Origin of the sequence: Ruminiclostridium cellobioparum DSM 1351 = ATCC 15832, assembly GCF_000621505.1 — a bacterium.
Lineage (GTDB): Bacteria > Bacillota > Clostridia > Acetivibrionales > DSM-1351 > Ruminiclostridium > Ruminiclostridium cellobioparum.
Genome location: NZ_JHYD01000040.1, coordinates 13460 through 38077, shown reverse-complemented (window position 1 = coordinate 38077; position 24618 = coordinate 13460). Strand labels below are relative to the sequence as shown.

The 24618-nt window shown below is 42.0% G+C and carries 23 protein-coding genes; 2 read left to right on the top strand and 21 right to left on the bottom strand.

The window, feature by feature from the left end; all coding sequences use genetic code 11:
- Window positions 1–79: 79 nt before the first annotated feature.
- Window positions 80–340 carry a septation regulator SpoVG gene (spoVG, locus tag T344_RS0115355; protein ID WP_004628899.1) on the bottom strand — a complete coding sequence of 87 codons (261 nt, stop codon included), beginning with the start codon at window positions 338–340 and terminating at the stop codon, window positions 80–82.
- 237 nt (window positions 341–577) lie between these two features.
- The gene (purR, locus tag T344_RS0115350; RefSeq protein ID WP_027629451.1) at window positions 578–1387 is read right to left on the bottom strand and encodes a pur operon repressor; all 810 of its coding nucleotides are present in this window, start codon (window positions 1385–1387) and stop codon (window positions 578–580) included.
- A gap of 321 nt (window positions 1388–1708) precedes the next feature.
- On the opposite strand from purR, the gene murC reads away from it, so the two are divergent.
- Window positions 1709–3112 carry a UDP-N-acetylmuramate--L-alanine ligase gene (gene murC, locus T344_RS0115345; protein ID WP_027629450.1) on the top strand — a complete coding sequence of 468 codons (1404 nt, stop codon included), beginning with the start codon at window positions 1709–1711 and terminating at the stop codon, window positions 3110–3112.
- A 400-nt stretch (window positions 3113–3512) separates the two neighbouring features.
- On the opposite strand, the gene fabZ is transcribed toward murC, so the two are convergent.
- The 14 genes from fabZ to T344_RS0115275 form a co-directional block, all read right to left on the bottom strand.
- Entirely contained in the window at window positions 3513–3941 is a 429-nt protein-coding gene (gene fabZ, locus T344_RS0115340; RefSeq protein ID WP_004628768.1) for a 3-hydroxyacyl-ACP dehydratase FabZ, read from the bottom strand.
- A 139-nt stretch (window positions 3942–4080) separates the two neighbouring features.
- Window positions 4081–5247, bottom strand: a complete 1167-nt coding sequence (locus T344_RS0115335; RefSeq protein ID WP_027629449.1) for a phosphodiester glycosidase family protein — start codon at window positions 5245–5247, stop codon at window positions 4081–4083.
- Window positions 5234–5632, bottom strand: coding sequence for a rod-binding protein (locus T344_RS0115330; RefSeq protein WP_027629448.1), 399 nt, complete (start codon window positions 5630–5632; stop codon window positions 5234–5236). The genes T344_RS0115335 and T344_RS0115330 overlap by 14 nt, the downstream gene beginning before the upstream one ends.
- 68 nt (window positions 5633–5700) lie before the next feature.
- The gene (gene flgG, locus T344_RS0115325) at window positions 5701–6513 is read right to left on the bottom strand and encodes a flagellar basal-body rod protein FlgG (protein WP_004628830.1); all 813 of its coding nucleotides are present in this window, start codon (window positions 6511–6513) and stop codon (window positions 5701–5703) included.
- A gap of 69 nt (window positions 6514–6582) precedes the next feature.
- Complete coding sequence (locus T344_RS0115320; RefSeq protein WP_027629447.1) at window positions 6583–7371, bottom strand: flagellar hook-basal body protein; 789 nt, start codon at window positions 7369–7371, stop codon at window positions 6583–6585.
- A gap of 115 nt (window positions 7372–7486) precedes the next feature.
- Window positions 7487–8518, bottom strand: a complete 1032-nt coding sequence (gene mreB, locus T344_RS0115315; RefSeq protein ID WP_004628820.1) for a rod shape-determining protein — start codon at window positions 8516–8518, stop codon at window positions 7487–7489.
- Between the two features lie 191 nt (window positions 8519–8709).
- Window positions 8710–10344, bottom strand: a complete 1635-nt coding sequence (locus T344_RS0115310) for a response regulator (RefSeq protein WP_027629446.1) — start codon at window positions 10342–10344, stop codon at window positions 8710–8712.
- 19 nt (window positions 10345–10363) lie between these two features.
- Complete coding sequence (locus tag T344_RS28410; RefSeq protein WP_027629445.1) at window positions 10364–12181, bottom strand: sensor histidine kinase; 1818 nt, start codon at window positions 12179–12181, stop codon at window positions 10364–10366.
- A 152-nt stretch (window positions 12182–12333) separates the two neighbouring features.
- On the bottom strand, window positions 12334–13215 hold the full coding sequence (locus T344_RS0115300; protein ID WP_051571927.1) for a carbohydrate ABC transporter permease: 882 nt from the start codon (window positions 13213–13215) through the stop codon (window positions 12334–12336).
- Between the two features lie 15 nt (window positions 13216–13230).
- Complete coding sequence (locus T344_RS0115295; RefSeq protein WP_004628907.1) at window positions 13231–14118, bottom strand: carbohydrate ABC transporter permease; 888 nt, start codon at window positions 14116–14118, stop codon at window positions 13231–13233.
- Window positions 14119–14273: 155 nt separating this feature from the next.
- Window positions 14274–15698: an ABC transporter substrate-binding protein gene (locus T344_RS0115290; RefSeq protein ID WP_027629443.1), complete on the bottom strand. Its 1425-nt coding sequence runs from the start codon at window positions 15696–15698 to the stop codon at window positions 14274–14276.
- Window positions 15699–16273: 575 nt separating this feature from the next.
- Entirely contained in the window at window positions 16274–17464 is a 1191-nt protein-coding gene (gene hydF, locus T344_RS0115285; RefSeq protein ID WP_027629442.1) for a [FeFe] hydrogenase H-cluster maturation GTPase HydF, read from the bottom strand.
- A gap of 78 nt (window positions 17465–17542) precedes the next feature.
- A complete protein-coding gene (hydG, locus tag T344_RS0115280) occupies window positions 17543–18955 on the bottom strand; it encodes a [FeFe] hydrogenase H-cluster radical SAM maturase HydG (RefSeq protein ID WP_027629441.1) in 1413 nt (470 codons plus the stop codon).
- A gap of 49 nt (window positions 18956–19004) precedes the next feature.
- Window positions 19005–19250 carry a TM1266 family iron-only hydrogenase system putative regulator gene (locus T344_RS0115275; RefSeq protein ID WP_004628883.1) on the bottom strand — a complete coding sequence of 82 codons (246 nt, stop codon included), beginning with the start codon at window positions 19248–19250 and terminating at the stop codon, window positions 19005–19007.
- Between the two features lie 593 nt (window positions 19251–19843).
- Between T344_RS0115275 and T344_RS0115265 the strand changes: the two genes are divergently transcribed.
- Window positions 19844–20236 (top strand): hypothetical protein, encoded by a 393-nt coding sequence (locus tag T344_RS0115265; RefSeq protein ID WP_004628793.1) that lies wholly within the window; start codon window positions 19844–19846, stop codon window positions 20234–20236.
- 55 nt (window positions 20237–20291) lie between these two features.
- On the opposite strand, the gene T344_RS0115260 is transcribed toward T344_RS0115265, so the two are convergent.
- From T344_RS0115260 to T344_RS0115240, 5 genes are all read right to left on the bottom strand, one after another.
- On the bottom strand, window positions 20292–20915 hold the full coding sequence (locus T344_RS0115260; protein WP_004628748.1) for a flavodoxin family protein: 624 nt from the start codon (window positions 20913–20915) through the stop codon (window positions 20292–20294).
- Between the two features lie 41 nt (window positions 20916–20956).
- Complete coding sequence (locus T344_RS31250; protein ID WP_169738703.1) at window positions 20957–21118, bottom strand: hypothetical protein; 162 nt, start codon at window positions 21116–21118, stop codon at window positions 20957–20959.
- Window positions 21119–21234: 116 nt separating this feature from the next.
- Complete coding sequence (locus T344_RS0115250) at window positions 21235–22062, bottom strand: carbohydrate ABC transporter permease (RefSeq protein ID WP_027629440.1); 828 nt, start codon at window positions 22060–22062, stop codon at window positions 21235–21237.
- Window positions 22063–22064: 2 nt separating this feature from the next.
- The gene (locus T344_RS0115245) at window positions 22065–22988 is read right to left on the bottom strand and encodes a carbohydrate ABC transporter permease (RefSeq protein WP_051571924.1); all 924 of its coding nucleotides are present in this window, start codon (window positions 22986–22988) and stop codon (window positions 22065–22067) included.
- Between the two features lie 92 nt (window positions 22989–23080).
- Window positions 23081–24511 (bottom strand): ABC transporter substrate-binding protein, encoded by a 1431-nt coding sequence (locus tag T344_RS0115240; protein WP_027629438.1) that lies wholly within the window; start codon window positions 24509–24511, stop codon window positions 23081–23083.
- Window positions 24512–24618 lie beyond the last annotated feature (107 nt).

Genomic DNA, 24618 nt, shown 5'->3' with positions numbered 1-24618 from the left:
AACTTTTAAGATAAAATTTATGCTTTCCCGGACAATAAAAAAAGATACTCCTGAAAGTATCCTTTTATTACTTCTTGGATTATTCCTGTAATGAACTCTCAAAGCTGGCTAGGATTGCAGTTTGGAGTTTTTCTCTGGCTGTCGCATTTATTGGATGAGCTATATCTCTGAATTCACCATCCGGTGTTTTTCTGCTGGGCATTGCAATAAACAGCCCATTCTGGCTTTCAATTATTTTGATATCGTGTACCACAAACTCATTGTCAAAGGTAACCGATACCACTGCCTTCATCTTTCCCTCAGTATCAATCTTTCTGATCCTTATGTCTGTAATTTCCATAATGACGAACCCTCCAAGAAATTAATTTAAGTTATTATAACTATTCGCCATTATGGTAAATATTCCTTCTTTTTCGCGTATATTTTTACATTTTTTTTGGTTATTTTACGAGTGTATTCGACTTTTTGTCATAAAGAAATTATTTTACACTAAATATCCCATAAAATGCATGAAAAAAGTTAATAATAAAACCCCATTATTCATATAATGAGGTTTTTCAATCGGAAAAATTAAATTTTATATGTTTGGCTTTATATCAATAATGGTGTTTTCTATCAGATCAGCGTTTAAGGTTACCAATGAATAATAATTTTCCACCAGTTTCTTGTTGGGCTGGTTGGTCTCAATCATAACACCGATGCCTACCACTTCGCTGTCAAATTGATTGGCCATCTCGATTATACCCTTTGAAGTTCCTCCGCCCTTCATAAAGTCATCGATAAACAAGAGTCTTGAGTTTCTCTTTAATGACTTCATCGGCAGAACCATCGTCTGGATTTTTTTTGCCGAAGCCGAAACATAATTAATATTGACTGAGGCCCCGTCAGTTGCTTCATTGTAATGACGAACGATTACCAGGGGAACATCCAGATATTGCGCGGTGGCAAAAGCCAGAGGAATACCTTTGGTTTCAACAGTTATAACGCAATCCAGCTCCAGTTTTGAAAACTTGCCGGCAAACATCATGGCAATCTTGTTCACCCACTCCGGATTATATATGATATCCAGCATATACAGGTATCCGCCCGGCAGGACTCTTTCAGGATTTGATAACTCCTTTGACAACTCTTCAAGGGTTACCTGGATTTCGGCTTCACTCATATAGGGCACATACTTTACTCCACCTGAAGCGCCTGGAATAGTGCATATATTTCCCATATTATTTTTTTCGAATGTTTTTTGTAATAGGTCAAGATCTTCACTGATAGTGGATTTAGCTGAACCGAACATTTCAGAAAAAAATCCCAGAGTAAAAACCTTATTCGGGTGATCGCACAAGGTTTTAATAATTACGGCAAGTCTTTCATTTCTTTGGATTTTATCCATGTTATCTCCCCACATTATTGTTTGCATTAATAATCATTATACAATAAATAATTGAATAATAAAACTCAATTTGCTATTATAATTCGGAAAAATAATATTGTAAAGGATTATGAAAAATAATTGTACCAAAGGTATCATATAATAATTAGTGTATTTAAATATTTTTCCTATATCGTATTTTTTTATTCCTTTTACATTTGTGTGAAAATAATGTATTATTTTTATGTTCGGAAATTCAACCTGTACTAATTTTTTGAAGCGGTGAACTCTCTTGGATTGAGTTTAATAATATATAGTATTATCACAGAGGAGTGTTTTCTTTTGATTAATAATTCAAACCTTTTAGATTCTGAAAAAATCAAATATGTTCATTTTATAGGCATTGGCGGCTCCAGCATGAGCGGTCTGGCCGAAATACTCTTAAGCCAGGGCTACAAAGTGTCGGGCTCTGATATAAAATCCTCAAAAGCAACGCAGAAGCTGGAAAACCTGGGTGCCGGAGTTTCTATCGGACACAGCGCCGAGAACGTCACAGACCCCGATCTGGTGGTTTACACCGTTGCCGTAAAGGAAGATAATCCGGAAATGATCCGTTCAAGGCAATTAAATGTGCCGGTTATTGACAGGGCGGAACTGCTTGGGCTGATTATGAAAAGATATTCCTTCGGCATAGCAGTCTCGGGGACCCATGGTAAAACCACCACAACTTCAATGATCACCACCATTATGCTTGAGGCCGGTACCGACCCTACCGCACATATCGGAGGGGAGCTGGACTCAATTGGCGGCAATACAAGAATCGGGAATTCCGAATATTTCATTACAGAAGCCTGCGAATATTACGGCAGCTTCCTTAAGTTTTTCCCGTTCATGGCTGTCATCCTCAACGTTGAAGTCGACCATGTGGATTACTTCAGAGATCTGCAGCATATAAAGGATACATTCCGGCAATTTATTTCCCTTGTTCCGCCAGACGGTTTTATAATTGCCTGTGCAGATGATGAAAATGTTCTTTCTGTAATCAACGGTAAAAACTGTAACATAATAACTTATGGCTTAAAAAATCCGGAAGCTGTGTGGACCGCAAAAAATATATCCTATAATGATCTGGGCTGTGCCTCGTTCGACGTATACAAGCATGGGGAGAAGCTGGGCTCGGTCGCTCTCTCGGTACCCGGACCCCATAATGTCAGCAACGCTCTTTCGGCCGTTGCAGCCTGCTATACCTGTGGCTGCAGCATGGAAAGCATAGTGACCGGACTGATGAGGTTCGGCGGCAGCCATAAAAGATTTGAATTGAAGGGTCTTGTTGACGGCATAAAGGTTATCGACGACTATGCGCATCACCCCTCGGAGGTAAAGGCAACTCTGAATGCTGCGGCCAATACCGTACACAAGAAAATCTGGTGTGTTTTCCAGCCCCACACCTATACAAGGACAAAAGCCTTTATAGATCAATTTTCACAGGCCTTTACAAACGCCGACAACATCATTGTTACCGATATTTACGCCGCCCGTGAAAAAGACCCGGGTGACATCCACGCCAGCATGCTGGCCGAAAAAATTTCCCAACAGGGCGGCAACGCAGTCTATATGTGCGATTTTCAGGAAATCGCACAGTATCTTGATAAAAATGCGCAGCCCGGCGATCTGATACTGACAATGGGCGCAGGTGATATTGTAAGGTGCGGAGAAATGTTCCTTAACATCAGGGCCAATAAGTAAGTTTAATGTTACATGTCTTAATACTCGGTACAGGATGCAGTTTAAAATTGTTATGAAATGCTCAAAAATAAATATAAAAAATAATAGCTTTCAAGCATTCGAATACAAAATAATAATAGTGTGCGAGGCCTGTATCCATCAATTTGAAGCCCGGTTAGAAGCGCTTGCTTGAAATTTGTAGGCTTGCTTCAGATACATCGTGCCGGCAAATTGACAGGAGGTCAATTTGAGCGGCACGCGAGACCCGGATGGTCGAGTCGCTGCGACGGCTAAGAGGTGTCTGAAGTAAGCCATACTATTTCAGGCAAGAACTTCGGGGGCAAACAATTGATGGATACGGGCCGGGAACACTATTGCTTTAAGTTTGTTCTTATTTTTCAGAATTCACATCAAATTTTACTCAAGCCCTGGTCATGGCAAGCTTGATCTCACCCTCGGCAGCAACCTTGCCCTCCACTGTTGCCTTTACCTTTGCCTTTGTCACACCCAGCTTTGTCATCAGTATTTCAGTCTCCAGTCTCAGCACATCCCCCGGCTGCACCTGATGCTTGAATTTCATGGCTTCTATGCTTGCAAATACTCCAAGCTTGCCCTTGTTTTCCTCCAGTACGGCAACAGCTATCCCGGCTGTCTGTGCGAGTGCCTCCACGATAAGCACTCCCGGCATTATGGGGTACTCCGGAAAGTGTCCCTGGAAAAAAGGTTCGTTAACCGTCACATTTTTTATTCCTACTGCTTTTTTTCCGGGTTCCAGTTCAATGATTTTATCTACCAGCAAAAATGGATATCTGTGCGGAAGAATTTCTTTTATTTCTTTGATAGTAAGCATTTCAACACCTCTTAAAAAATTTATTCAAACTACCTGTAACCTCTGTCCAATTGATTAACTGATTAGCACTACCAGTTAATTATGACCAGGTAATATATTCTACAGCACTAAAGGGAATTCCTTTTTTGCCGTAAATATTTTATGTATCTTTGAGCTTTACTATGAATGCGCCGGCAACCGGACGCTCCAGTCCCCTGTCGGAGGGTCTGTTTTTCAGACTGCCCTCGACAAGCATCTGCGAGGTTGCCCCTCCGTCCAGCATGGCAGCTTCCTCTACACCCAGCTGTATGAGATATTCCGCAAGCTCTTTTCCCGTCATGCCCGTACTGTACCCTGTCTGCCGTCCGTCAACTACAATAAGTACCATTTTCCCGTCGGCCTTTATCCCTATTGCGGTTCTGGGATCACGGTTCAGCAGCGTACCAACCCACCTGTCCCGGTCGGGAGCAACAGCTTTCCCGCCGCTGACCAGCATGCTGCCGCAGCTGTAAGCCTGATATGAGTCACCGAATTGCGGCCTGACTTCAATATTTACGGTATCCCCCTCCTTTATTCCCAATTCATCCGGGAGAGAAGCTTTTTTCCCGTAAAAGCTGATTAGCCGGCTGTCTTTTTTAATTGGTACCTGAGTGACATTTTTATACACTGCCGTTACAATATTGTTTTCTATCCTGATTGATGTATTCTTGGCTTCGGACCTGTTGGAGGAGCCGTATTCATTGGTGTACAGTATAATGTTTCCGGTTTTTCCGGTACGGTTGAGACTGTTTATATCTATTCTTTTATCTTTATATGTAAAATATATCTCAGATATGATTTTTTCAAAGCGGGGACCCTTTTCATCCATTATAAAGACAGGGTCGTAACCGGTGGCAGCCATATAAAGCTTTCCGTCTATGGCAGCCATTCCCACGGGATCGCCGTATTCATAGAAAAAACCCCCGTTTACGGCCGCATACGCACCTGTCCTTGCCGCTATTTCTGAAAGCTTTTCAAAGCCGAATACATTATCGAAGGATAAAACCGGTTTGAATTCCACACGCTCATCCATGGGGTCAAATTCCAGGGTGAATATTTCCTGCTTATAGCCGTTTATTTCAGCGGATATGTGTTTGTACTCTATGGGTAAGGGTCCGGCGGCGGCAGGGACTTTTCCTGTCTGTGAAGCTTCCTGTGAGCCTGTATTTGCCGCTGCCTCCGGCATATCTTTTTTAAAAAATAAAAAATGCCCTACATAAAAGATAATGCAGGACAATGTTAACAAGGTTATTGTAAATATAATCATTTTCAGATTATTTTTTATCATCTATAACTCCTCCGGCAGCTGTTTCAGAACTGCCAGTCTTCAAATACTGTTTTGATAACTGCCTGTACATGTAATCCCCCAGGCCGATTCCCTTCTGGGACATTGTTTCAACCAGGGCCTCATCCATCATGGAATTATACATTTCAGTACCATAATCACTCTCCAGATAGCCTGATTTCGGTACTGTAGCTTTCATCTGCTTGTACATCATATTAAGAAAGATACCTTCAAATTCCTTGCAAACCTGTTTAAGCTGTGCATCATCGCCTTTTTCGGCTGCGGCTTTCAATCTTTTCTCAAAGTCACCGTCATTGGATGCCGCTCTGTAGGTTTGAGCACTTTCAACAGAACTTTTGGTATTGGAATTGATACTGTCAATGCCCATAAGTTAACCTCCACGAGTCAATTACCATTATAACATAGTGTATGTCAAATAGCTTCTACTTTTGTAAATTATCTCTTCAGGTTATTTGCTATCTGAAGCATGTCATCAGACTGCTGTATAGCTTTGGAATTAATTTCATAAGCTCTCTGTGCGACAATGAGCTTTACCATCTCGTCAACTATGGAAACATTTGAAGATTCAAGATAGAATTGAGAGATAGTGCTCTTACCCGAGGTATCTTCAATTGCCTGTACCGGTTCGCCGGTTGCCGAGTTTCTTTCAAACAGGTTTTTGCCCACTGCCTCCAGGGCATATTTATTAGGGAAATGAACAACCCCCAGAGTCTGATCCAGTGCAACAGTTTCGCCGTCGGCGTTTTTATAGCTTATTGCCCCCTGCGGAGTGACGGTCAGAGTTGATATGTCCACATCGGTGTCAAAGACTATTTCCTGCTCGGCATCATCCAGAACCGAATAACCGTCCGAGGTTGTCAGCTTTCTCATGCCATCCTCTGTAACACTGATTTTAAAAGAGCCGTCCCTGGTATATCTTACTTCCTCATCAGGACAAAGAATTGTAAAGAAGCCTTCACCCTCAATTGCAAAATCCAATGAAGAATCGGTTTTGTCGACATTGCCGGACTCAAAGCTGCGGACAGTTGAACTTACCGCCGTACCATGCCCCACCTGCAGATTGACGGGCTTTCCGCTGTCTTCAAGTACATAGGCCCTGTTCATTGTTTCATATAAAAGATCCTTAAATTCGGCTCTTTCTTTTTTGTAACCGGTTGTATTGACATTTGCCAGATTATTTGAAATAACATCCACATTGAACTGCTGGGCCTTCATTCCGGAACCTGCCGTCCATAAAGCTCTCATCATAGTTTTAATCCTCCTAAAGGAATGTAAGTGTAAAACTTTTAAAAAATATATATGATATTGTTGAATTTTTTATCTGACTACTCCAACTTCATTAACTGCTTTTTCAAGCAGGGAATCATGGGACTGAAGTACTTTCTGATTGGCTTCATATGCTCTCATTACAGTAATCATGTCAACCATTTCACTTATGACATTTACATTTGAGCCTTCGCTGAAGCCCTGCAAAACGCTGCCGGTGAAATCAGAGGTTTCGCTTCCGGTGTTTTCCAGCATATTGTCACCGAATTTCCGGAGCATGGCGGGATCACTGAACTGGGTTATCCTGAGGGTGTCCACTACCGTGCCGTCCTGAACGATATTTCCCATGTCGTCAATGGAGAATTGACCTGGCTCCAGGGTTATAGGACCACTTTGTCCCAGAACATAGTTTCCGTCTTTAGTCACAAGTTGATTATCTGAATTTAATACAAAAGAACCATCTTTTGTATAATACTCTTTTAAGTTGCTGTTGTCGGAAGGATCTACAACCCCGACAGTGAAAAACGCGGGGCTTGACGTATTGGCTCCGCCGTTGTCATCTATTGCCAGATCCAGCATGTTATTTGTTTGATTTAACTGGCCTTGAGTAAAATATGTAAATATTTCGCCTACATCACTGCTTAACTCCATTGAACCTATATTGGATGAGTTCTTTGTATCATTTATCCTCTTGGTCAACAGATCGGGAAAACTTTCAAATACCACCGTATCCTTTTTATAACCTGCAGTATTGACATTTGCCAGGTTGTTGGTGATAACGTCCATTTTTCTGTCATTTGCAAGCATGCTCCAGGCTGAAGTATATAACCCTCTAATCATGAGAATTCTCCTCGTTTAAAAGTCATCAATTGTATATCGGTATTATTTTTAGTTTACTTAATACAAAATTAACTAAAAAGAGTCAGCTTTTATTTATCAAAGCCAACTCTTAATATCAATACCTTCTGTAGTTTCCCCTGCTCTCGGACTGCGCTGTTGCCTCAATTGCTTCAATATTATCCAGGGCCTTGCCTGTACCCAATGCTACGCAGGATATGGAATCATCCGCAATGATGACATTAATTCCGGTCTTTTCCTGAAGCAGTTTATCCAGTCCGTATATGAGACTTCCACCGCCGGTCATTACTATTCCCCTGTCACTTATATCGGCGGCCAATTCGGGCGGTGTGCGCTCCAATACTGAATGAACGGCCTCTATAATGCTTGAGATGGGCTCCTCAAGAGCTTCCATCATTTCAGTGGAAGATATGGTTATAGTTTTTGGAAGTCCCGAAATAAGATTCCTTCCTCTTATATCCATGGTAACTTCCTGAACTCTCGGGAAAACCGTACCAATATTAATTTTCAATTCTTCCGAAGTTCTTTCTCCAATCATGATGTTATGCTTTTTCCGCATATACCTGATAATTGCCTCGTCAAATTTGTCGCCTGCAACCTTTATGGATGTGCTGACAACAGTACCTCCCAGCGATATGACTGCTATGTCGGTGGTACCTCCGCCCATGTCTACAACCATGCTTCCGCAAGCCTTGGCTATGTCTATCCCCGCACCTATGGCAGCTGCAATAGGCTCTTCAATCAAATATGTCTTTCTGGCGCCGGCCTGCATTGAAGCATCTATAACCGCACGCTTTTCCACTTCAGTAACACCGCTGGGTACACAAACCATAATTCTCGGCTTAAAAAACTTTCTGCCGCCCGTTACCTTGTTTATAAAATATTTGAGCATACGCTCGGTAATGTCATAATCTGAAATAACGCCTTCTCTCAACGGTCTGATGGCAACTATATTGCCCGGCGTCCTTCCCAGCATCCTTCTGGCTTCTTCCCCCACCGCTAATAATTTATTGGTATTTTTATCTATGGCAACAACGGAAGGCTCTCTTAATACAATCCCCTTCCCCTTAATATAAACCAGTACTGAAGCAGTTCCCAAATCAATTCCTATGTCCTGTCCAAAACCCAAATATAACAACTCCCTTGAAACAATTTGATAATCTAACAAAATATACATTAACTATATAGATATTATATTCTGCATAAAATATTACAAATATTGAAGTTAAAATTATCTATTATTTATATTATCATATTAATTTAATTATGCAATATTTTTGTAAGCTTTTGATAAGTATTGATAATTTATTTAAAATTCTGTCATATTTTTCCCTTGAGAATTGTTTTCTCATATTGATGGGGTGTCATACCTGTAAACTCCTTGAATACTGTAAAAAAATATGTATAATTATTGAAACCTGCCTTTGGAGCAAGATCCTTGAAATTTATCCCCTCAGCCAGCATTTGTTTTGCCTGTTCTATCCTTATGCTGTTCAGATAGTAGGTAAACCCCTCATTACATTCCTCCTTGAAGAGCTTGCTCAGGTATTGGGGCGTTACATTCACCTTTTCAGCCACACTGGAAAGTGAAATATCGCTGTGATAGTTATTTATTATATAATCAATGGATTTCTTTATTATCGGGGAATATCCGCTGTTTAATTTATTCTGTTCCAGGACATCCAAAAGTGCCGTATAGAGAAATTTAAAATAATTCAGGAGCTCTTCCAGATTTTCAAATTTTTTAAAGTCGTCATACGGACTGCTTGTACTGGTGAAAACTTTGCCGGAGGATATGTTAAACTCTTTTATTACACGGCTGAGCAGGTTTATAAGATCTATGCAGGTCATTTTAACAGTATCAAACGGGCATTTGTTCTCCTTCATGCTTCTGAAAATATCCACAAGAGTTTTTATTACTCCGTCTTTTTTGGAGTTCCTTATGCCACCCAGCAGATTTTTTTCCTCGGCTGCCGACAGTCCGGTATTCCTCCTGGGAGTTTCATTGCATGCCAGTTCCCTTTTCTGTACAATATAATTACTTCCTTTAAAATACCCGTCATCCAGTACTTTTCTGGCTTCCCTGTAATATTCGTCAATTTTTGCAGCCACAGGACATATTCCGCTGAGTCCAAAGCTCAGTGTAACATTGAGGAACCTTTTCACAGTTCCTTCTATTGTGCCGATATTGGTAATAGCTCTGGAATAGATTGCCGCCTCACTTAAGATATCTCCGAAGGACATAAGAAAAATATACTTTCCCTCATCCATGCCCACATATACGGTTTTGCCGATATCTTCGCAGATGCCGGTCAGAATATTATCCACCGTCTGTATGAAAACAGCTCTCTCCTGGGTGTTGAATTTTTCTTTTATACTGTAAAAATCATCAATACGGGATGCGGCAATAATAAGATTTTTATCGTCCAGATCTATTTCATATTCCTTGATTATGGCTGCAAAATTATCCTTCAGATACCCGTTTAAGGAGTTCATTATAACATTCTTTTGAACCAGAGCCTTTCCCGAGGTGGCCATTTCCCTGATCCTGTCATTCTTCTGTCTCTCAATACTTTCAGTCCTGATGCTGTTCTTTATGGACTCCAGCATTGAAAGCAGGGATCCGGCATCCATCCTGTATTTTATCAGATAATCCACAGCTCCCTCTTTAAGACTTTGACGGACAAATTCAAAATCGTCAAAAGCACTGAAGGCGATGATTTTTGCTGACGGCACTATTCTTTTTACCTGATTGATAAATTCAACACCGTTCATACCGGCCATATTCATATCGGTAAAAATAATATCCGGCTGCAGTTCCTCGGCTTTTTTAAGCGCATCTGCACCGTTATCGGCCTCTCCGCAGATTACATAGCCTTCCTTTTCCCAATTGATCAAATGCCTCAGATTTATACGTGCTATTGTCTCATCATCAAGAATAAATACTTTAATCATATTGACCTCTTTAAAGAAATTAAATTATAATAGGAATTCTGATTTCCACAGAAGTAAAAACATCCTTTTGGCTCTTTATATGCAAGCCATATTTTTCACCATATGCAAGCCTGATCCTTTCATTTACGTTTCTCAGGCCTATACTGCTGAACCTTTCCCTGGAACCGTTCTCCTCCCCTTTAAGCAGCAAGTCCATCTCGTTCTGTGTCATCCCTACACCGTTGTCCTCAACTATGATGGAAATATCACCGTCGTCGGCATAGCCCTTTATTGTTATAAAGCCCTGTCCCTGTTTGGGACCGAGTCCATGGATCATGGAATTTTCCACTATGGGCTGGAGAATGAACTTAAGAATTTTATATTTTAATATTTCGGCATCGAAGTCGATATCGACACCGATTTTTTTAATATACTTGTATTCCTGGATGTTAATATAGCTTTTAATGTTTTCTATTTCCTCTTCAATGGTTATAATATCAGGGCCTCTTCCCATACTGGAATTCAGCAGCTTTATCATTGATGTGACCACCGATTCTATATTATCCGCCTTTTGCATTTTTGCCATCCAGGCCACATTGTTAAGTGTATTTGCAATGAAGTGGGGGTTGATTTGAGCCTGGAGAGCCTTGAATTCTGCAAGTGTTCTCTGCTGCTCCTTTGCCTTTATGTTTTCAATCTGCTGGTTAAGCTCATCAATCATGAGATTATAGCTGGCTGTGACCTCGGCCACCTCATCCCTGGAATCGTCCAGGAGCTTCCCCGACTTGAGGCTGCCCTTTTTCAAATCTCTCATGGATCTGATAAGTTCCCACAGGGGAAAGGTTATGCTCCGGTATACAACCATGAATATGAGTATCGATATGAGAATACATATTAATACCACCTGAATAACTATATGTTTTATATCATTTGACAGGCTGTTCATATATTCATTTGGAATCAGTGCAACCACGGTCCAGCCTGATTCGGGTACTACAGAAAATGCGGCCAGATATCCGCCCTCCACATTCTTGATAGTTCCCGATGTGGACCCGGTCCCATATATTTTATCGATACTCCTGCTGGTGGAATCTGTAAACCGGCTTCCAACTTCATTTTTATCTCCGCTCAATACGACCATATATTTGGAATCCAGCAAATATACCTTGCTTCCCGTTCCCAGATTTGCATTGTTGTAAAGGCTGTATAAATAATTGCTGTCAACCCGGAGAAACAGAGAGCCGATGGTATCGTTAAATGTACCCAGATCCTTTATTCCCCTTGAAAGTACTATAAGACCCTTGTACTCCTTTTTGGCCACGTCATCTGTAAACCAGACGTACCTTCCGTCGGCGTCTTTTGTATTCTTCTTGATTTCATCGGCACCGGCGATATTATTGATAAAGGAGCTGGAATCCGACATGGATATTACGCCTCCGCCATTTGACATGAGCACTGGTTCCTGAATATCAAGCGTTACCTTCAGAGCTTCCTTCATAATCCTGACCAGCTTTTTGCTGGATAAATACTTATTGGCATCATCCATCCCATCATAATTTTTCAGTATGCTCTGAGCATCTTCCGATACTGCTATAATATCCCCGTACTGTTTCCAGCTGGAGAGCTTGGCATTTATGGTCAGACTCATCTGCCTGACTATCTGCAGAGAGGACAGGCTTGTCTTGTTCACAATATCCGCATCAGCCTTTTTATATGCGGTAACGCCTATCAGGCCGATTGGAGCTATGGACATTATAAATACCAGAAGGATCAACCTTAATTTTAAGCTCAGTGCTCTAGTTGCCTTGATTATTGTTTTATCTGCAACAGCTACTGCTCCTCGCAAAAATTTCAGCATAAATCACGTCTCCGCCAAAAAGTAAATTTGGTTTTATTATACATACCTATTTTATAATATTAATTACTGTAAAATCAAACATTGTCCGAAAACACCAAATCACCTCCCCAAACCATCTTTTCTGACCCGCGGGGAGGTGAAATATTTTGCTGTCAAGACTTTAATCCTGTAAGTACTATTCCTTCAATAAAATACTTCTGGCCGAACAGATATAAAATTACCGCCGGAACCGAGGCCAGGCAGGAAGCCGCCATAAGCGATTTCCAATTGGTTCCGAAGCCGCCTTTAAAGGTTGCCAGTCCCTGTGAAATGGTTTGCTTATCCTGGTCGTTCACGTATATGACAGGACCCAGCAAATCATTCCAGTAGAGTATAAAGGTAAACAATCCCACCGATATGAGCACCGGCTTCAGCAGCGGCAGCAATATCCCGAATATTATCTGAAGATGCCCGGCTCCATCTATGGTTGCCGCCTCATCAAGCTCCTTTGGTATGGTCATCATAAACTGCCTTATCAAAAATATGTTGAAGGCGCCTCCGCCCAGAAAGGCGGGTACGATCAGCGGCACATAGGAGTTGGTAAAACCCAGCTTGCTCCACATTATAAATATGGGAATAATGGTTATGGCTCCCGGCATGAGCATACTGCCTATTACAAGTGAAAACCAGAAACTTTTGAATTTGAAATCCAGCCGTGCAAAAGCATAGGCCGCAAAGCATGAAGTGACTATTACCCCCGCTATGGCGGGTATTACAATGGACAGCGTATTTTTCAGATAAAGTAAAAACTTAAAGGTTTTCATGGCCTCGGGATAATTTGAAAACAGCCATTTTTTAGGGAACAGCGCAGGCGGATATGTGTTTATCTCCAGATTTGTCATGAAAGAAGTCCTTATCATCCAGAAAATGGGGAAGAGCACCAGCATGGCCCCCAATATAACCAGAACGGTTATAAAAATATTAATCCTGTCTTCCTTGTTTTTTTTGTATTTGATCCCATTTGCATTTGCAGCTGCTTCGTTTTTTAGTTCCATATTAGCCACTTTTCATCACTTCCCTTCATAAAATAGCCATTTATCCGAGGTTTTGAATATAAAGCCGGTAAGTGCCGCAATGAACACAAAGAATACCAAAGAAATGGCACAGGCATAACCAAAATTATTCTTCATAAAACCTTCACGGTATATAAGATAGACCAGGAAGAGGGAGGAATCGTTGGGCCCTCCTTTTGTCAGTGCCTGGGCAGGTACAAATACCTGAAGATTATTTATCATGCTCATAAGGAAATTAAAAAATATAATGGGCGTCATCATGGGAACCGTTACGTGCCTGAATTTATGCCAGGTGTTGCCTCCGTCAATCTCAACCGCCTCAAGGTACGCCCTGGGTACGTTTTGTATTCCGGCAAGGAATATGACAATGAGATTTCCCGTTGACCAGACAGCTATGAGAATAAGGGATGGAACCACTGTTTTTTCACCCTGTAAAAATAAAGACTTATCAAAGCCCAATGAGTTTATAACAAAGTTAAAGGCCCCGAAATTACAGTCGTAGAGCCATGACCAGACTACATTTGTAGCAACTACGGGAATTATATAGGGTATGAAGTAGATGGAACGTATAATTCCTCTGGCCGGAATTCTCTGATTCAACATTATGGATATAAAAAAAGCATATATTATACTTGTTATTACAGCACCAAAAGCAAAGTAAACTGTGACCAGTGCCGATTTATAAAAGAAGAAATCTTCGGTAAATATATTTACATAATTATCAAAACGGACAAAAGTCGGTTCTGCGAGCCCGCTCCAATTAGTAAAGCTTATCCCTATAACACCTATTATCGGTATGATTGTTAAAAACAGAAGTCCGAGTATTGCCGGCGAAAGACACAAATATGCTACAATATTGTCTTTATGTGATTTTGTTATCCGCATAAGCTTTTCACAATCCTTCCTGAAATTATGAGTTCCCTGACCAATTCAGGCTAATGCCCCGGGTTTCCTAAACGAAGGGCATTAGCCCAATATGGTCATGTATATTAAAAGTTTCACATGTATTTAAATTGTGTCAGTTTTGCGATATGCCCCTGCTATTTGTTTGCACTGAATATTTTCTCAACCTTTGGCATAATGTCATTTTTGATGGCATCCTCCGCTGTCTTGGTACCTGCCCAAACAGGGTCCATACCGGGAGTCAGGACTTCTTCTATTTCCGAATAACCAGGGAGATAGTACCAGGGGACCTGCTTTGCATTGTTCATTGCATAGTCGATAACTGCTGTTTTGTACTGGTCAAACGGAGGATGGACTTCGTTATCGGCCCACTTCTTCATAAGGGTCTCATCCTTGTACCACTTCTGTGATACCGGCATCCAGACACCGCTCTGGATCAGGGAGATATTGTTATCTTCCTGGGTATACCATTTTAAGAATTTCTTCGCGTTATCTATGTTCTTTCCGGTATTGAATATTACATTAGGTCCCCCCGTATTAAGGGTAACAGGTGTCTTGAATTTGGGCAGGACGCCTACTCCGTATTTCAAACCGTCTTTAAGAGAATTCTTTAAGGATACGCCAATTTCCCATTGTCCGCCTGTTGCCATTGCAACCTTGCCTGAAAGCAGGGTGACGTCAAGGGTCGGGAAGGTTGCCGATGTGGTCGGTGTAGGTGCGACAAACTCCTTCAGGCTCAAATCGGCAATTTTCTGAGCAGCTTCTATTGTCTCAGGTTTCCCCAGCAGCAGCTCACTGCCGTCTTCGGTGCACACACCTCCGCCATTTGAGATTGCAAATACCGGCCACATCCAGGCCAGAGTGTTGACCTGCGCACCGTATGTAGTTATGTTTTTAGGATCAAAGCCCGCATCGCCGGGACCTTTGCCATTCTTGTCCTTCGTCAGCTTTTTGGCGGCCGAGACAAATTCGTCCCAGGTCCAGGCCTTGTCGGCTGATGCCGGCGGATAAGGTATGCCGGCCTTGTCCAGGAGATCCTTGTTGTAGTACAGAAGCAAAACTTCATTTGCACAGCTGTATGCAACCGGCTTTCCTTTATATGTAAATGCAAGTGAATCCAATGGCTTTTCGTCTGTGCCATACATATCACTCACGTCTGCCAGTTTTCCGTTAACAGCCCATTTTATACACTGTGACTCGGACATCATTGCCGAATCGGGAAGGGTATTGGAAGATGCCATTGTATTTAACTTGGTAATGTAATCATTATAGGCGACAGATATCAGCTTTGCGGTTATATTGTCCTTGTTTTCCGCATTGAACTTGTCTATTACTTTCTGAGTTTCAGCCGGTTCGGTTTCATTGTTGTACCAGGCCATATAGGTTACTTCCACTTTTTCTGCGGGAGCTTTTGAGGTCTCTGCTGCAGAGGATTCTGCACCGGCTGACCCGCTTGCCGGGGATGAACTGCCGGAAGAGGATGAATTGCCGCATCCGGCAAATACGGATGCTGTTAATGCCAAGCTTAAAGCCAAAGCTGCAAACCTGAATTTCTTTGACATAATTTGATTTCCTCCTATATTATCTTTTTGATTTTCCAGGAGCGGAACGTCTTCCCACCTGATACGTCCAACCAAAATCTATTTGATCAAATAGAAAGTGTAGAGATTTATTAGCTTCTTTTCCACACTTATATGTTATCACGCAATTCATATTTAAAAATTTTAATATTTTAATCAGTTACTTAAAATTTTAGCTCTGAATGGTAGAAAAAATAAAGACATTTGAAATACATGTGAAAAATATTGTAACAGTGCTTCCGTACCAACTTCAATAAATGGATTGCTCACAAAGTACAGGCCTGAAATTTGTAGGGCTCATCACAAGTGTTTTCGCTGTCGCAGAACACTCAACATCCTGTTTCGGGGTGCTGCTCAAATCGGCTTCCTGCCGATTTGCCACCTAAAACACTTGTGTTTCACCTACAATTTCAAGCGTGTACTTTTAATGGAGCTTCCCATTTATTGAAGTTGTACTCTCGCACTGTTATTCAATATTAATTCATGTATTACATCTGTCTTTATTTTTCTAAACCAAATTCTCTTATAAATACATCACTGACCACTATACACTCAACTTACAGCGCAATCTTATCCAGTATGTCATTTATCTTTGCTATTGCAATGCCGTAATTGCATATCGGCACATTTTGCTCCTGCGCCATTGCTATGCGCGTCAGGACGTATTTTCTGTTGAACATGCAGCAGCCGCACTGTATGACAAGGGAATACTTTGACAGGTCCCTGGGGAAATCGGTGCCGCTGACAATATCCACAGTAAGTCCCTCTCCGGCTTTTTTCCTCAGCAGCCTGGGCAGCTGGATACGTCCTATATCCTCACTTAACGGCGCATGGGTACAGGCTTCGGCAATCAGAACCGCTGAAGCTTCTGTGAGCCCATCTATGGCCTTTGCTCCTTCAACATAGCTCGAAACATCTCCCTTATACTCCGCAAAGAGTACCGAGAAGGAAGTGAGCAAACTCTCGGCAGGCTTAAGAGGGTACACTTTTCCGAACACCTGCGAATCGGTTATTATCAGCTTTGGAGGCTGAGCCAGAGTTTTCAGTGCCTGCTCCAGTTTGTCGGTAGTTACACTCATCACAAGACATTTTATATCCAACAGGTCACGGATGGTCTGAACCTGGGGCAAAATGAGCCTACCTTTCGGGGCCTGGATATCCTGGGGCATGACCAGCAGCACCAGGTCTCCTTCCTTGACAAGGTGTGCTGTAATGCTCTTGGCCTCAAAATCTTCAGGCACTGCCCTTACCAGCTCTTCTCTCACTCTGTCCAGACCTGTCTTTTCCTTTGCGCTTATAATTATCGGGGAAAGTCCGAGAGCTTCTCTGGCGGCATCGGCAATTCCGGCTGAGTTGACAATGACATCGGCTTTGTTGATAACCGGTATTATGGGAATCTTTCTTTTCCTTAACTCGGCAACCCATTCTTTTTCATAGGAAAATTCGGTGCCGCAGAAAAATACTATTGCAACATCGGTCTTATCAACTGCTTTCCTTGTTTTCCCGATCCGCATTTCTCCCAGAGTTCCCTCGTCGTCAAATCCGGCCGTATCAATAAACATGACCGGACCGACGGGGTGCAGCTCCATAGCCTTGTAAACCGGATCGGTAGTGGTTCCGGCTATTTCTGATACCAAAGCAATATCCTGTCCGGTTATTGCATTTATTAATGAAGATTTACCGCTGTTTCTTCTTCCAAACAGGGCAATGTGGAGCCTGTTTGCTCCCGGCGTGCTGGTAAGACTCATATTAACCTCCTAAGCCATTTATGGCTTTGAGCCGCATAGCGGCCACAAAACTGTAATGAAATTTGTTCACTGCAATACTTAAAATCTGAAATCTCTCTTGCCTTCTTTAAGCTCGCTCAAATGCTCCCTGACTATCCTTTTCACATCAGGATTCCTCAAAGTTTCAACCTCGTCCATTATCATCCTCTCGCCGTGGTTTTTGGTATCTTCGGAGGCGTAATCCTCAAGGTATTCCTTTAGAGTCATCAAGGCGTTAGGCTGACAGACATTTGCTATGGCACCGCTTTTTACAAGTCTCATAAACCTGTCTCCGGTCCTCCCCTCACGGTAGCAGGCAGTGCAGAAGCTTGGAAGATACCCCAGCTTTATGAGCCAGTTGACGATTTCATCCAGTGTCCTGGTGTCGTTGACTTCAAATTGGGCGGTATTTTCCTCTTCCTTTTCCACATAGCCTCCCACACTGGTGGATGAGCCTCCGCTGATTTGGGAAACACCCAGTTTGAGACATTCCGCACGGGTCTTTTCCGATTCCCTGGTAGACATGATAATTCCTGTGTATGGTACGGCAATACGGAGTATTGCTACGATTTTTTCAAATATCTCATCAGGAATGGCGTTGGAGTATTCATTGAGGTCCACGTCATCGGCAGGCCGTATTCTCGGAACACTTATGGTATGAGGACCAACGCCCCTTGCATCCTCAAGATGCCTGGCATGCATCAGCAAGCCGACAAAATCATACTTGTAAAGATTTAACCCGAACAATACGCCCAGCCCAACGTCATCAATCCCTGCTTCCATGGCTCTGTCCATGGCCTCGGTATGATATGCGTAATTGTGCTTGGGTCCTTTTGGATGAAGGTACTCATAGGTCGGCTTGTGGTAGGTTTCCTGGAACAGGATATAAGTGCCTATTCCCGCCTCCTTAAGCTTTTTGTAGTTCTCGGCTGTCGTGGCGGCAATATTCACATTGACCCTTCTGATGGCTCCATTTTTATGCTTGATGCTGTAAATGGTTTTTATGCTCTCAAGAACATATTCGATAGGACAGTTTTCGGGATCTTCACCTGTTTCCAGAGCCAGGCGCTTATGCCCCATATCCTGGAGAGCTATAACTTCCTTTACTATATCCTCCTGGGATAACTGCCTTCGTGCAATATGCCTGTTGGAACCGTGGTAGGGACAGTAGCGGCACTCATTTATACAGTAATTTGAAAGATAAAGCGGAGCAAACATTACTATACGGTTTCCGTAGAATTTTTTCTTTATATGTTCTGCCAGCGAAAACACCCTGTTTTTTATATCCTCCAGCTCACATTCAAGAAGCACGGCGGCATCCCTGTAACTAAGTCCTTTAAACTGTCCCGCCTTTTCCAGAATTTCCTCCAGCAAAACTCTGTTTTCCCTGTTCCGGCTTGCAAATTCAAGCGTTGCCAGAATTTCTTCATCATCAATAAATTCTGTTGCCATATTTGATTTACTGTTATACATACAAACTCCAATCCGCTGCATGCAGCGACAATTAATAATAAAATAAAGACTAAACCTTGGAATATACGGTTTTTATATTGACACCGGGAACCATTCCCAGTTTACCTGAAAGCGAGCTGATTACATCATTGGGTGCATCTACAACAATGCTTATTATACATACAGCCTTTTCCCGGTATGGAATTCCCATTCTGCCTATTATGTATTTGCCGAAATCGTGCAGTATGCTGTTGAGCTTGTCGGTGGATGAAACATCATCTACAATAATACCTATTAATGCAATTCTGGTTTCCATAAACATGCCTCCTTTTTGTTCAAATACCAAAAATATGACAGTATTAACCTTTCGTACCGATTGACGCCATTTGCCTGCGGACAACAAAAAAACCTGTGTCCGGAATGGCACAGGGCTGCTTTCAATTCCTGCTTCCAGGCATGCAACGTTGAGAATTTCACATGATCCTTATATGAAATCACACACTGAAAAACGCCTCAAGAAGCTGTCTAATAGCACCGTCTTACCATTCGGGACTAACCCTCATGCAAATCAGAACGATTGATTATAATTATTCTTCGCTCTCAGCCTGTTGGCTTTGAACTTGGAATGGGCGGAATGGCTTGTGTATCAGTCAATCCGTTATATTGATAATATTTTAACATACTTCGGTATAAAATTCAAGAATTTAAACCTTATTAAAGTTATTATACTTGATATCAATATCTATGAATTTATTATGAATTTTTTAAAGTAGTCTTGAAATTTTGTTGCAGCAAAACTAAAATTAAATAAAATGTATTAATAGCTGGTTTGAATGAGTATAATTACACCGGGTTCAATAATTTTTTTAAATACTTTAAATACTATACTTAAGTTTCGGAGGGCGGTTTATGAATTGGTTCAGAAGGTTTATGCTGGGTAGGTACGGAGTTGATCAGCTGTCGGTGGGACTGCTGTTTCTTTCTTTTTTACTCTCCATAATATTTTATATTTTTCCGGTCGGCATATTGAATTATTTAGTTTATGTTCCCTTCCTTGTGTTTCTGTTCAGAGCGCTTTCTAAAAATCATATTATGAGGAGAAAGGAAAACACTGCTTTTTTAAAGCTGTGGAATCCGGTCGCAGGCTGGTTTTACAAGAAACGCAGCAGAATAAGCGCCCATAAAACCCACAGCTACTTTAAATGCCCCGGCTGCAAGCAGGAAGTCCGGGTTCCCAAAGGAAAAGGCAAGATACGCATTACCTGCCCCAAATGCAAGCTGGAATTTATTAAAAAGACTTAGAGCAAAGGCACTGCCGGACTCCGGCAATGCCTTTATTGTTTGCTCCTATTTTCCTCTATCGTATAAAATTGGTCCAAACACGCTTTTCTATCTGGGGCAGTGCTACATGCTCCCTGCTGTATTCAAGGGATTTCATCAGCCAGGCCATTTTCTGACCCAGTGTCTGCATGATTTGCACGCCTTCCCGGTCCTGCATTACCTCCTCGGCATTTGAACCGTGGATCACATTCCAGTAATGTGAAGGTGTTGTTATAACATTGGCAAGGTTAAAGTAGTTGTTCATCTGATGGAAGGTATCCACACCGCCGGAACGCCTTAATGAAACCAGGGCCGTTCCCACCTTGTACTGCAGATGTGCTCCCGAATAGAACAATCTGTCCAGGAAGGATTTCATCGTTCCTGCAATGCCCGAATAATAAACGGGTGAACCTATGATTATCCCATCTATCTCTTTTGTTTTTTCGATAACTTCATTTACTATGTCATCATTGAAAATACACTTTTTGTCGGCAGACCTTGAACAGGAATTACAGGCTGTACAGCCTCTGATGATCTGATTTCCCACATGAAGTATCTCGACTTCAATGCCTTCCTTTTCAAGCTGTTCGGCCATCAGCCTTATAGCTGTATATGTACATCCGTTCTTATGCGGACTTCCGTTGATAGCCAATACTTTCATACATAATTTCCCCTTCCTGAATTGAGTACATATAATTAATACTAGCTTTTGAACAATTTTATGAGACCCGTCTTTTCCCGTTTGCAATAAGGCAGGTATTTGGGATTGACCGTATGATACTCCACACACTCTTTACATTTGCCATGGCGGGGACAGGCTTTCTTTTTGCAGTTGCAATTTTCCAAACCATTCTCAAGCAGCATGAATTATATTCCTCCATATAAATATAAGATAATTATATCAGGAAAAGATAAAAAAATCACTTGTACCTGGTAGTCTGTAACATCTAAATTCATATATTGCCGTCGGTTAAATTTTCTCAGGATTTGATTCCCGTCATCACTATACCTTCAAGTATGTATTTCTGCCCAAACATAAATACCACCAGGCAGGGCAGGACCACTATTGTAGAAGCGGCCATTATTATATGCCAGGCCGACACATATTGCCCCTGCAGCTGCTGCAGGCCGATTGCAAGTGTGTACTTTGTATCGTCGCTCAAATATATCAGAGGATTAAAAAAATCATTCCAATGAAACATGAATGAGAATATAGCAACCACTACTATAGCCGATTTACTCAGGGGAAGGATTATCCGGGAATAAATACTTGCATATGAAGCACCGTCCATCACAGCCGCTTCATCAAGTTCGGCTGGTATTGACATAAAGAATTGCCTGAACAGGAATATGTTAAAAGCCCCTCCTCCCAGAAAACTTGGAACAATCAGCGGAACAAACGTGTTATAGAACCCCAGTGTCTTCCAGCCAATAAATTGGGGTATCAGTGTAACCACGCCCGGCAGCATCATTCCGCTGAGTATAACACTGAAAACCAAATCCCGCCCCTTCCATTTCAGTCTTGAGAATCCAAAGGCGGCCATTGTAGCTGTGAGTATTGTGCCAAATGTGCCAAACACCAAAATTATTACGGTATTGAGCGCATATAATCCAAACGGAGCCATTGTTGCAGCTTCAATATAATTATTCAGTGTGAAGGGATTTGGAATCCATTCGGGAGGCAGGATAAAAATCTGAGCAATGTCCATAAATGAACTTCTGATCATCCACACCAGCGGCAGTATGAAGGTTATCCCCAAACCGCATAAAATAATGTATACTGAAATATTTCCAACAGTCTTTTTCATATTCAGGCTTTCTCCCCCTCATAATATACCCACTTGTTTTGTGTTTTTAAAATAATGGCTGAAAATACAACAATTATAATAAACAGAATCCATGCAAGGGCAGATGCATATCCCATATTGGATCTTTGAAACGCCTCACGGTACAAGTAAAATACAAAGAATAAACTTGCATCATTTGGTCCGCCGTTAGTCATTATGTATGCCTGCGTAAAAATCTGGAATGAGCCTATAATGGCCATAATGGCATTAAAAAAAATTGTTGGGGTCATTAACGGTATGGTAATGTTGAATAACTTATGAAATGAATTTCCCCCATCGACATCAATAGCTTCGTAATAATGCTTCGGTATGTCCTGGAGCCCTGCAAGAAATATCACCATAGTTCCTCCGGTACCCCAGAGTCCGATAAGTACTATTGTGGGAATTACACTTTTTTCATCAAAGAGCCATGAGCTTACCGGAAGCCCCAATTTCATTAAAAGGGTGTTGACCAGTCCGAAATCGGGATTTAATATCCACAGCCATATTACTGCCGTTGCTACCGCCGGTACGATAGTCGGTATGTAAAATACCGTTCTGAAGAATGCTCTGAACTTTATATCGCTATTCAATAACAGCGCAATAGCGAATGAGAATATGATGGATGCAGGTACACTGAGCAATGTATAATATGCCGTCGCCTTTAAGGATTTATAGAAAAACAGATCCTCTCCCGAAAACATCTTTTGATAATTTGCCAGGCCTGTAAATTTGGGCATGTTGAAGCCGCTGTAATCGGTGAAGCTGAGAAACAGGCTTACGATCATAGGTATCAAGGTTAAGGCAATAAATCCTGTTATTGCAGGAGCGGTAAACAATATTCCATGTATAGCGTCACTTTTTATCCTTCTTCCGGATTTAATATGGGTTTCATAGTCTGTCGTCATTGTAATATTCTCCTAAATTAGTTGAGCAATGACCGATAGACATGCTAACCGGCCATTTGCTCAATAAATCTCACTATTTATATCACCTTATATCAGCGTTCTCTCTTACCCTGCACCAGCGGCTGGGCTTTGGTCTCTGCGGCCTTCATTGCCTCTTGGGCAGTCTGCTGTCCAAGCCATACCTTGTCAAGAGCGGGATTTACAATATCTATTATTTTATTGAAATTTTTGACCGTACCTGTAGGAGTTGGAACACTGTAATTCAGAAGCATGCCTACAATTCCCTGGACATATCCGTCGGGGCGTGCGGTAGTATTGGTGGTCCACTGGTCCAGCTTATCCTTTTCGGTAAGCCATGGTTTTGTAACAGGCATCAGATTGCCGTTTTTGTAAAGTGTAATATCCTGTCCCGGGTCAACCAGATAGGTTGCCAGCTTCCAGCTTGCTTCCGGATTTTTGGTATTGGCATAAATGGAGAGCATCCCTGTAACAGCTTGAGTTTTCAGTTCCTTCATTTTCGGCAATACTCCGCTGCCAAAGTTAAATTTTGCGGAATCTATAGGCAGATGCACCCACTGGCCATCTATTGCCATTGCCACTTTTTTTGTCTGAAGGGCAATTTCAGTCCCCGGCAGTCCCTTCTCGGCAGTAGGAGTCGGAGCCACATGGTGAACATTGATCAAATCCGCCAGTTTTTGAAGTGCTTCCACGGCCTCCGGCTGGCTCAGCCCGAACTTGCCGTCCTGCGTTACGTAATCCCCTCCATTTGAATAGATAAAGTTACCCCACAGCCCCCACCATTTAGGAAAGGATATACCGTACTGGACGATCTTTTTGGGGTCAAAGGACGGATCCAGAGCGTTTTTACCATTTTTGTCCACTGTAAGCTTTTTAGCGGTTTCCACAAACCGGTCCCAGGTCCAGGCCTTTCCGGGATCGGTTGGAGGAGTCTCTACGCCCGCAGCCTGTATCATGTCCTTGTTATAGAAAAGATTAAAAACCTCAAGCCCGTTTCCCACTCCAATTATTGTGTCTTTATCGAGATAGAATAAATCCTCGGGTACGAAATCGGACAACGGTGTTTCAGAATTTTCGGCTATTGTTTTCAAATTCATCAGTTTCCCCTGCTCGGCAAGAGGATATGCTATGGTGGCCGATTCCAGCTGTGAGATATCAAGGGGTTCATTAGCCGCAACCATTGTGGTTATTTTGGTGTCATAGTTGGCATTGGGTATAACCATTGTTTTTACTTTGATCCAGCTGTTTTCCTGCTCAAATTTTGCAATGGTGGCTTCGGTGGCTTTCTTTTCGGTAGCCGAACCCCAGCAGGTATAGACAATTTCCACAGGTTCCTTGGGTTCTTTCTTCTGAGCCTGCTGAGTACCCGAAGACACCTCTGATGCGGTGCCGCCCGACGTGGTGTCACTGCTAACGGTATCCGAACTGTTTCCGCAGCCAAACAGAGCAGTCGCTAACATCAGGCTTGTTAAAATGACTGCTGTTATTTTAGAATAATTTTTCATTGAATGTCCCTCCAAATTATTAATAATCTGATCATCGATGACATTTTTATTATAGCTGCAAAAAATCCACCATAGAATTCTAACATTTACCGAATGGTGGATTCTAT

Bases quoted from the DNA above. Each gene is read 5' to 3' on its own strand.
- spoVG (WP_004628899.1), bottom strand. From the start codon at position 340: ATGGAAATTACAGACATAAGGATCAGAAAGATTGATACTGAGGGAAAG.
- purR (WP_027629451.1), bottom strand. From the start codon at position 1,387: ATGGATAAAATCCAAAGAAATGAAAGACTTGCCGTAATTATTAAAACC.
- fabZ (WP_004628768.1), bottom strand. From the start codon at position 3,941: ATGCTTACTATCAAAGAAATAAAAGAAATTCTTCCGCACAGATATCCA.
- T344_RS0115335 (WP_027629449.1), bottom strand. From the start codon at position 5,247: ATGATAAAAAATAATCTGAAAATGATTATATTTACAATAACCTTGTTA.
- T344_RS0115330 (WP_027629448.1), bottom strand. From the start codon at position 5,632: ATGGGCATTGACAGTATCAATTCCAATACCAAAAGTTCTGTTGAAAGT.
- flgG (WP_004628830.1), bottom strand. From the start codon at position 6,513: ATGATGAGAGCTTTATGGACGGCAGGTTCCGGAATGAAGGCCCAGCAG.
- T344_RS0115320 (WP_027629447.1), bottom strand. From the start codon at position 7,371: ATGATTAGAGGGTTATATACTTCAGCCTGGAGCATGCTTGCAAATGAC.
- T344_RS0115310 (WP_027629446.1), bottom strand. From the start codon at position 10,344: ATGATTAAAGTATTTATTCTTGATGATGAGACAATAGCACGTATAAAT.
- T344_RS28410 (WP_027629445.1), bottom strand. From the start codon at position 12,181: ATGCTGAAATTTTTGCGAGGAGCAGTAGCTGTTGCAGATAAAACAATA.
- T344_RS0115300 (WP_051571927.1), bottom strand. From the start codon at position 13,215: ATGGAACTAAAAAACGAAGCAGCTGCAAATGCAAATGGGATCAAATAC.
- T344_RS0115295 (WP_004628907.1), bottom strand. From the start codon at position 14,118: ATGCGGATAACAAAATCACATAAAGACAATATTGTAGCATATTTGTGT.
- T344_RS0115290 (WP_027629443.1), bottom strand. From the start codon at position 15,698: ATGTCAAAGAAATTCAGGTTTGCAGCTTTGGCTTTAAGCTTGGCATTA.
- hydF (WP_027629442.1), bottom strand. From the start codon at position 17,464: ATGAGTCTTACCAGCACGCCGGGAGCAAACAGGCTCCACATTGCCCTG.
- hydG (WP_027629441.1), bottom strand. From the start codon at position 18,955: ATGTATAACAGTAAATCAAATATGGCAACAGAATTTATTGATGATGAA.
- T344_RS0115275 (WP_004628883.1), bottom strand. From the start codon at position 19,250: ATGGAAACCAGAATTGCATTAATAGGTATTATTGTAGATGATGTTTCA.
- T344_RS0115265 (WP_004628793.1), top strand. From the start codon at position 19,844: ATGAATTGGTTCAGAAGGTTTATGCTGGGTAGGTACGGAGTTGATCAG.
- T344_RS0115260 (WP_004628748.1), bottom strand. From the start codon at position 20,915: ATGAAAGTATTGGCTATCAACGGAAGTCCGCATAAGAACGGATGTACA.
- T344_RS31250 (WP_169738703.1), bottom strand. From the start codon at position 21,118: ATGCTGCTTGAGAATGGTTTGGAAAATTGCAACTGCAAAAAGAAAGCC.
- T344_RS0115250 (WP_027629440.1), bottom strand. From the start codon at position 22,062: ATGAAAAAGACTGTTGGAAATATTTCAGTATACATTATTTTATGCGGT.
- T344_RS0115245 (WP_051571924.1), bottom strand. From the start codon at position 22,988: ATGACGACAGACTATGAAACCCATATTAAATCCGGAAGAAGGATAAAA.
- T344_RS0115240 (WP_027629438.1), bottom strand. From the start codon at position 24,511: ATGAAAAATTATTCTAAAATAACAGCAGTCATTTTAACAAGCCTGATG.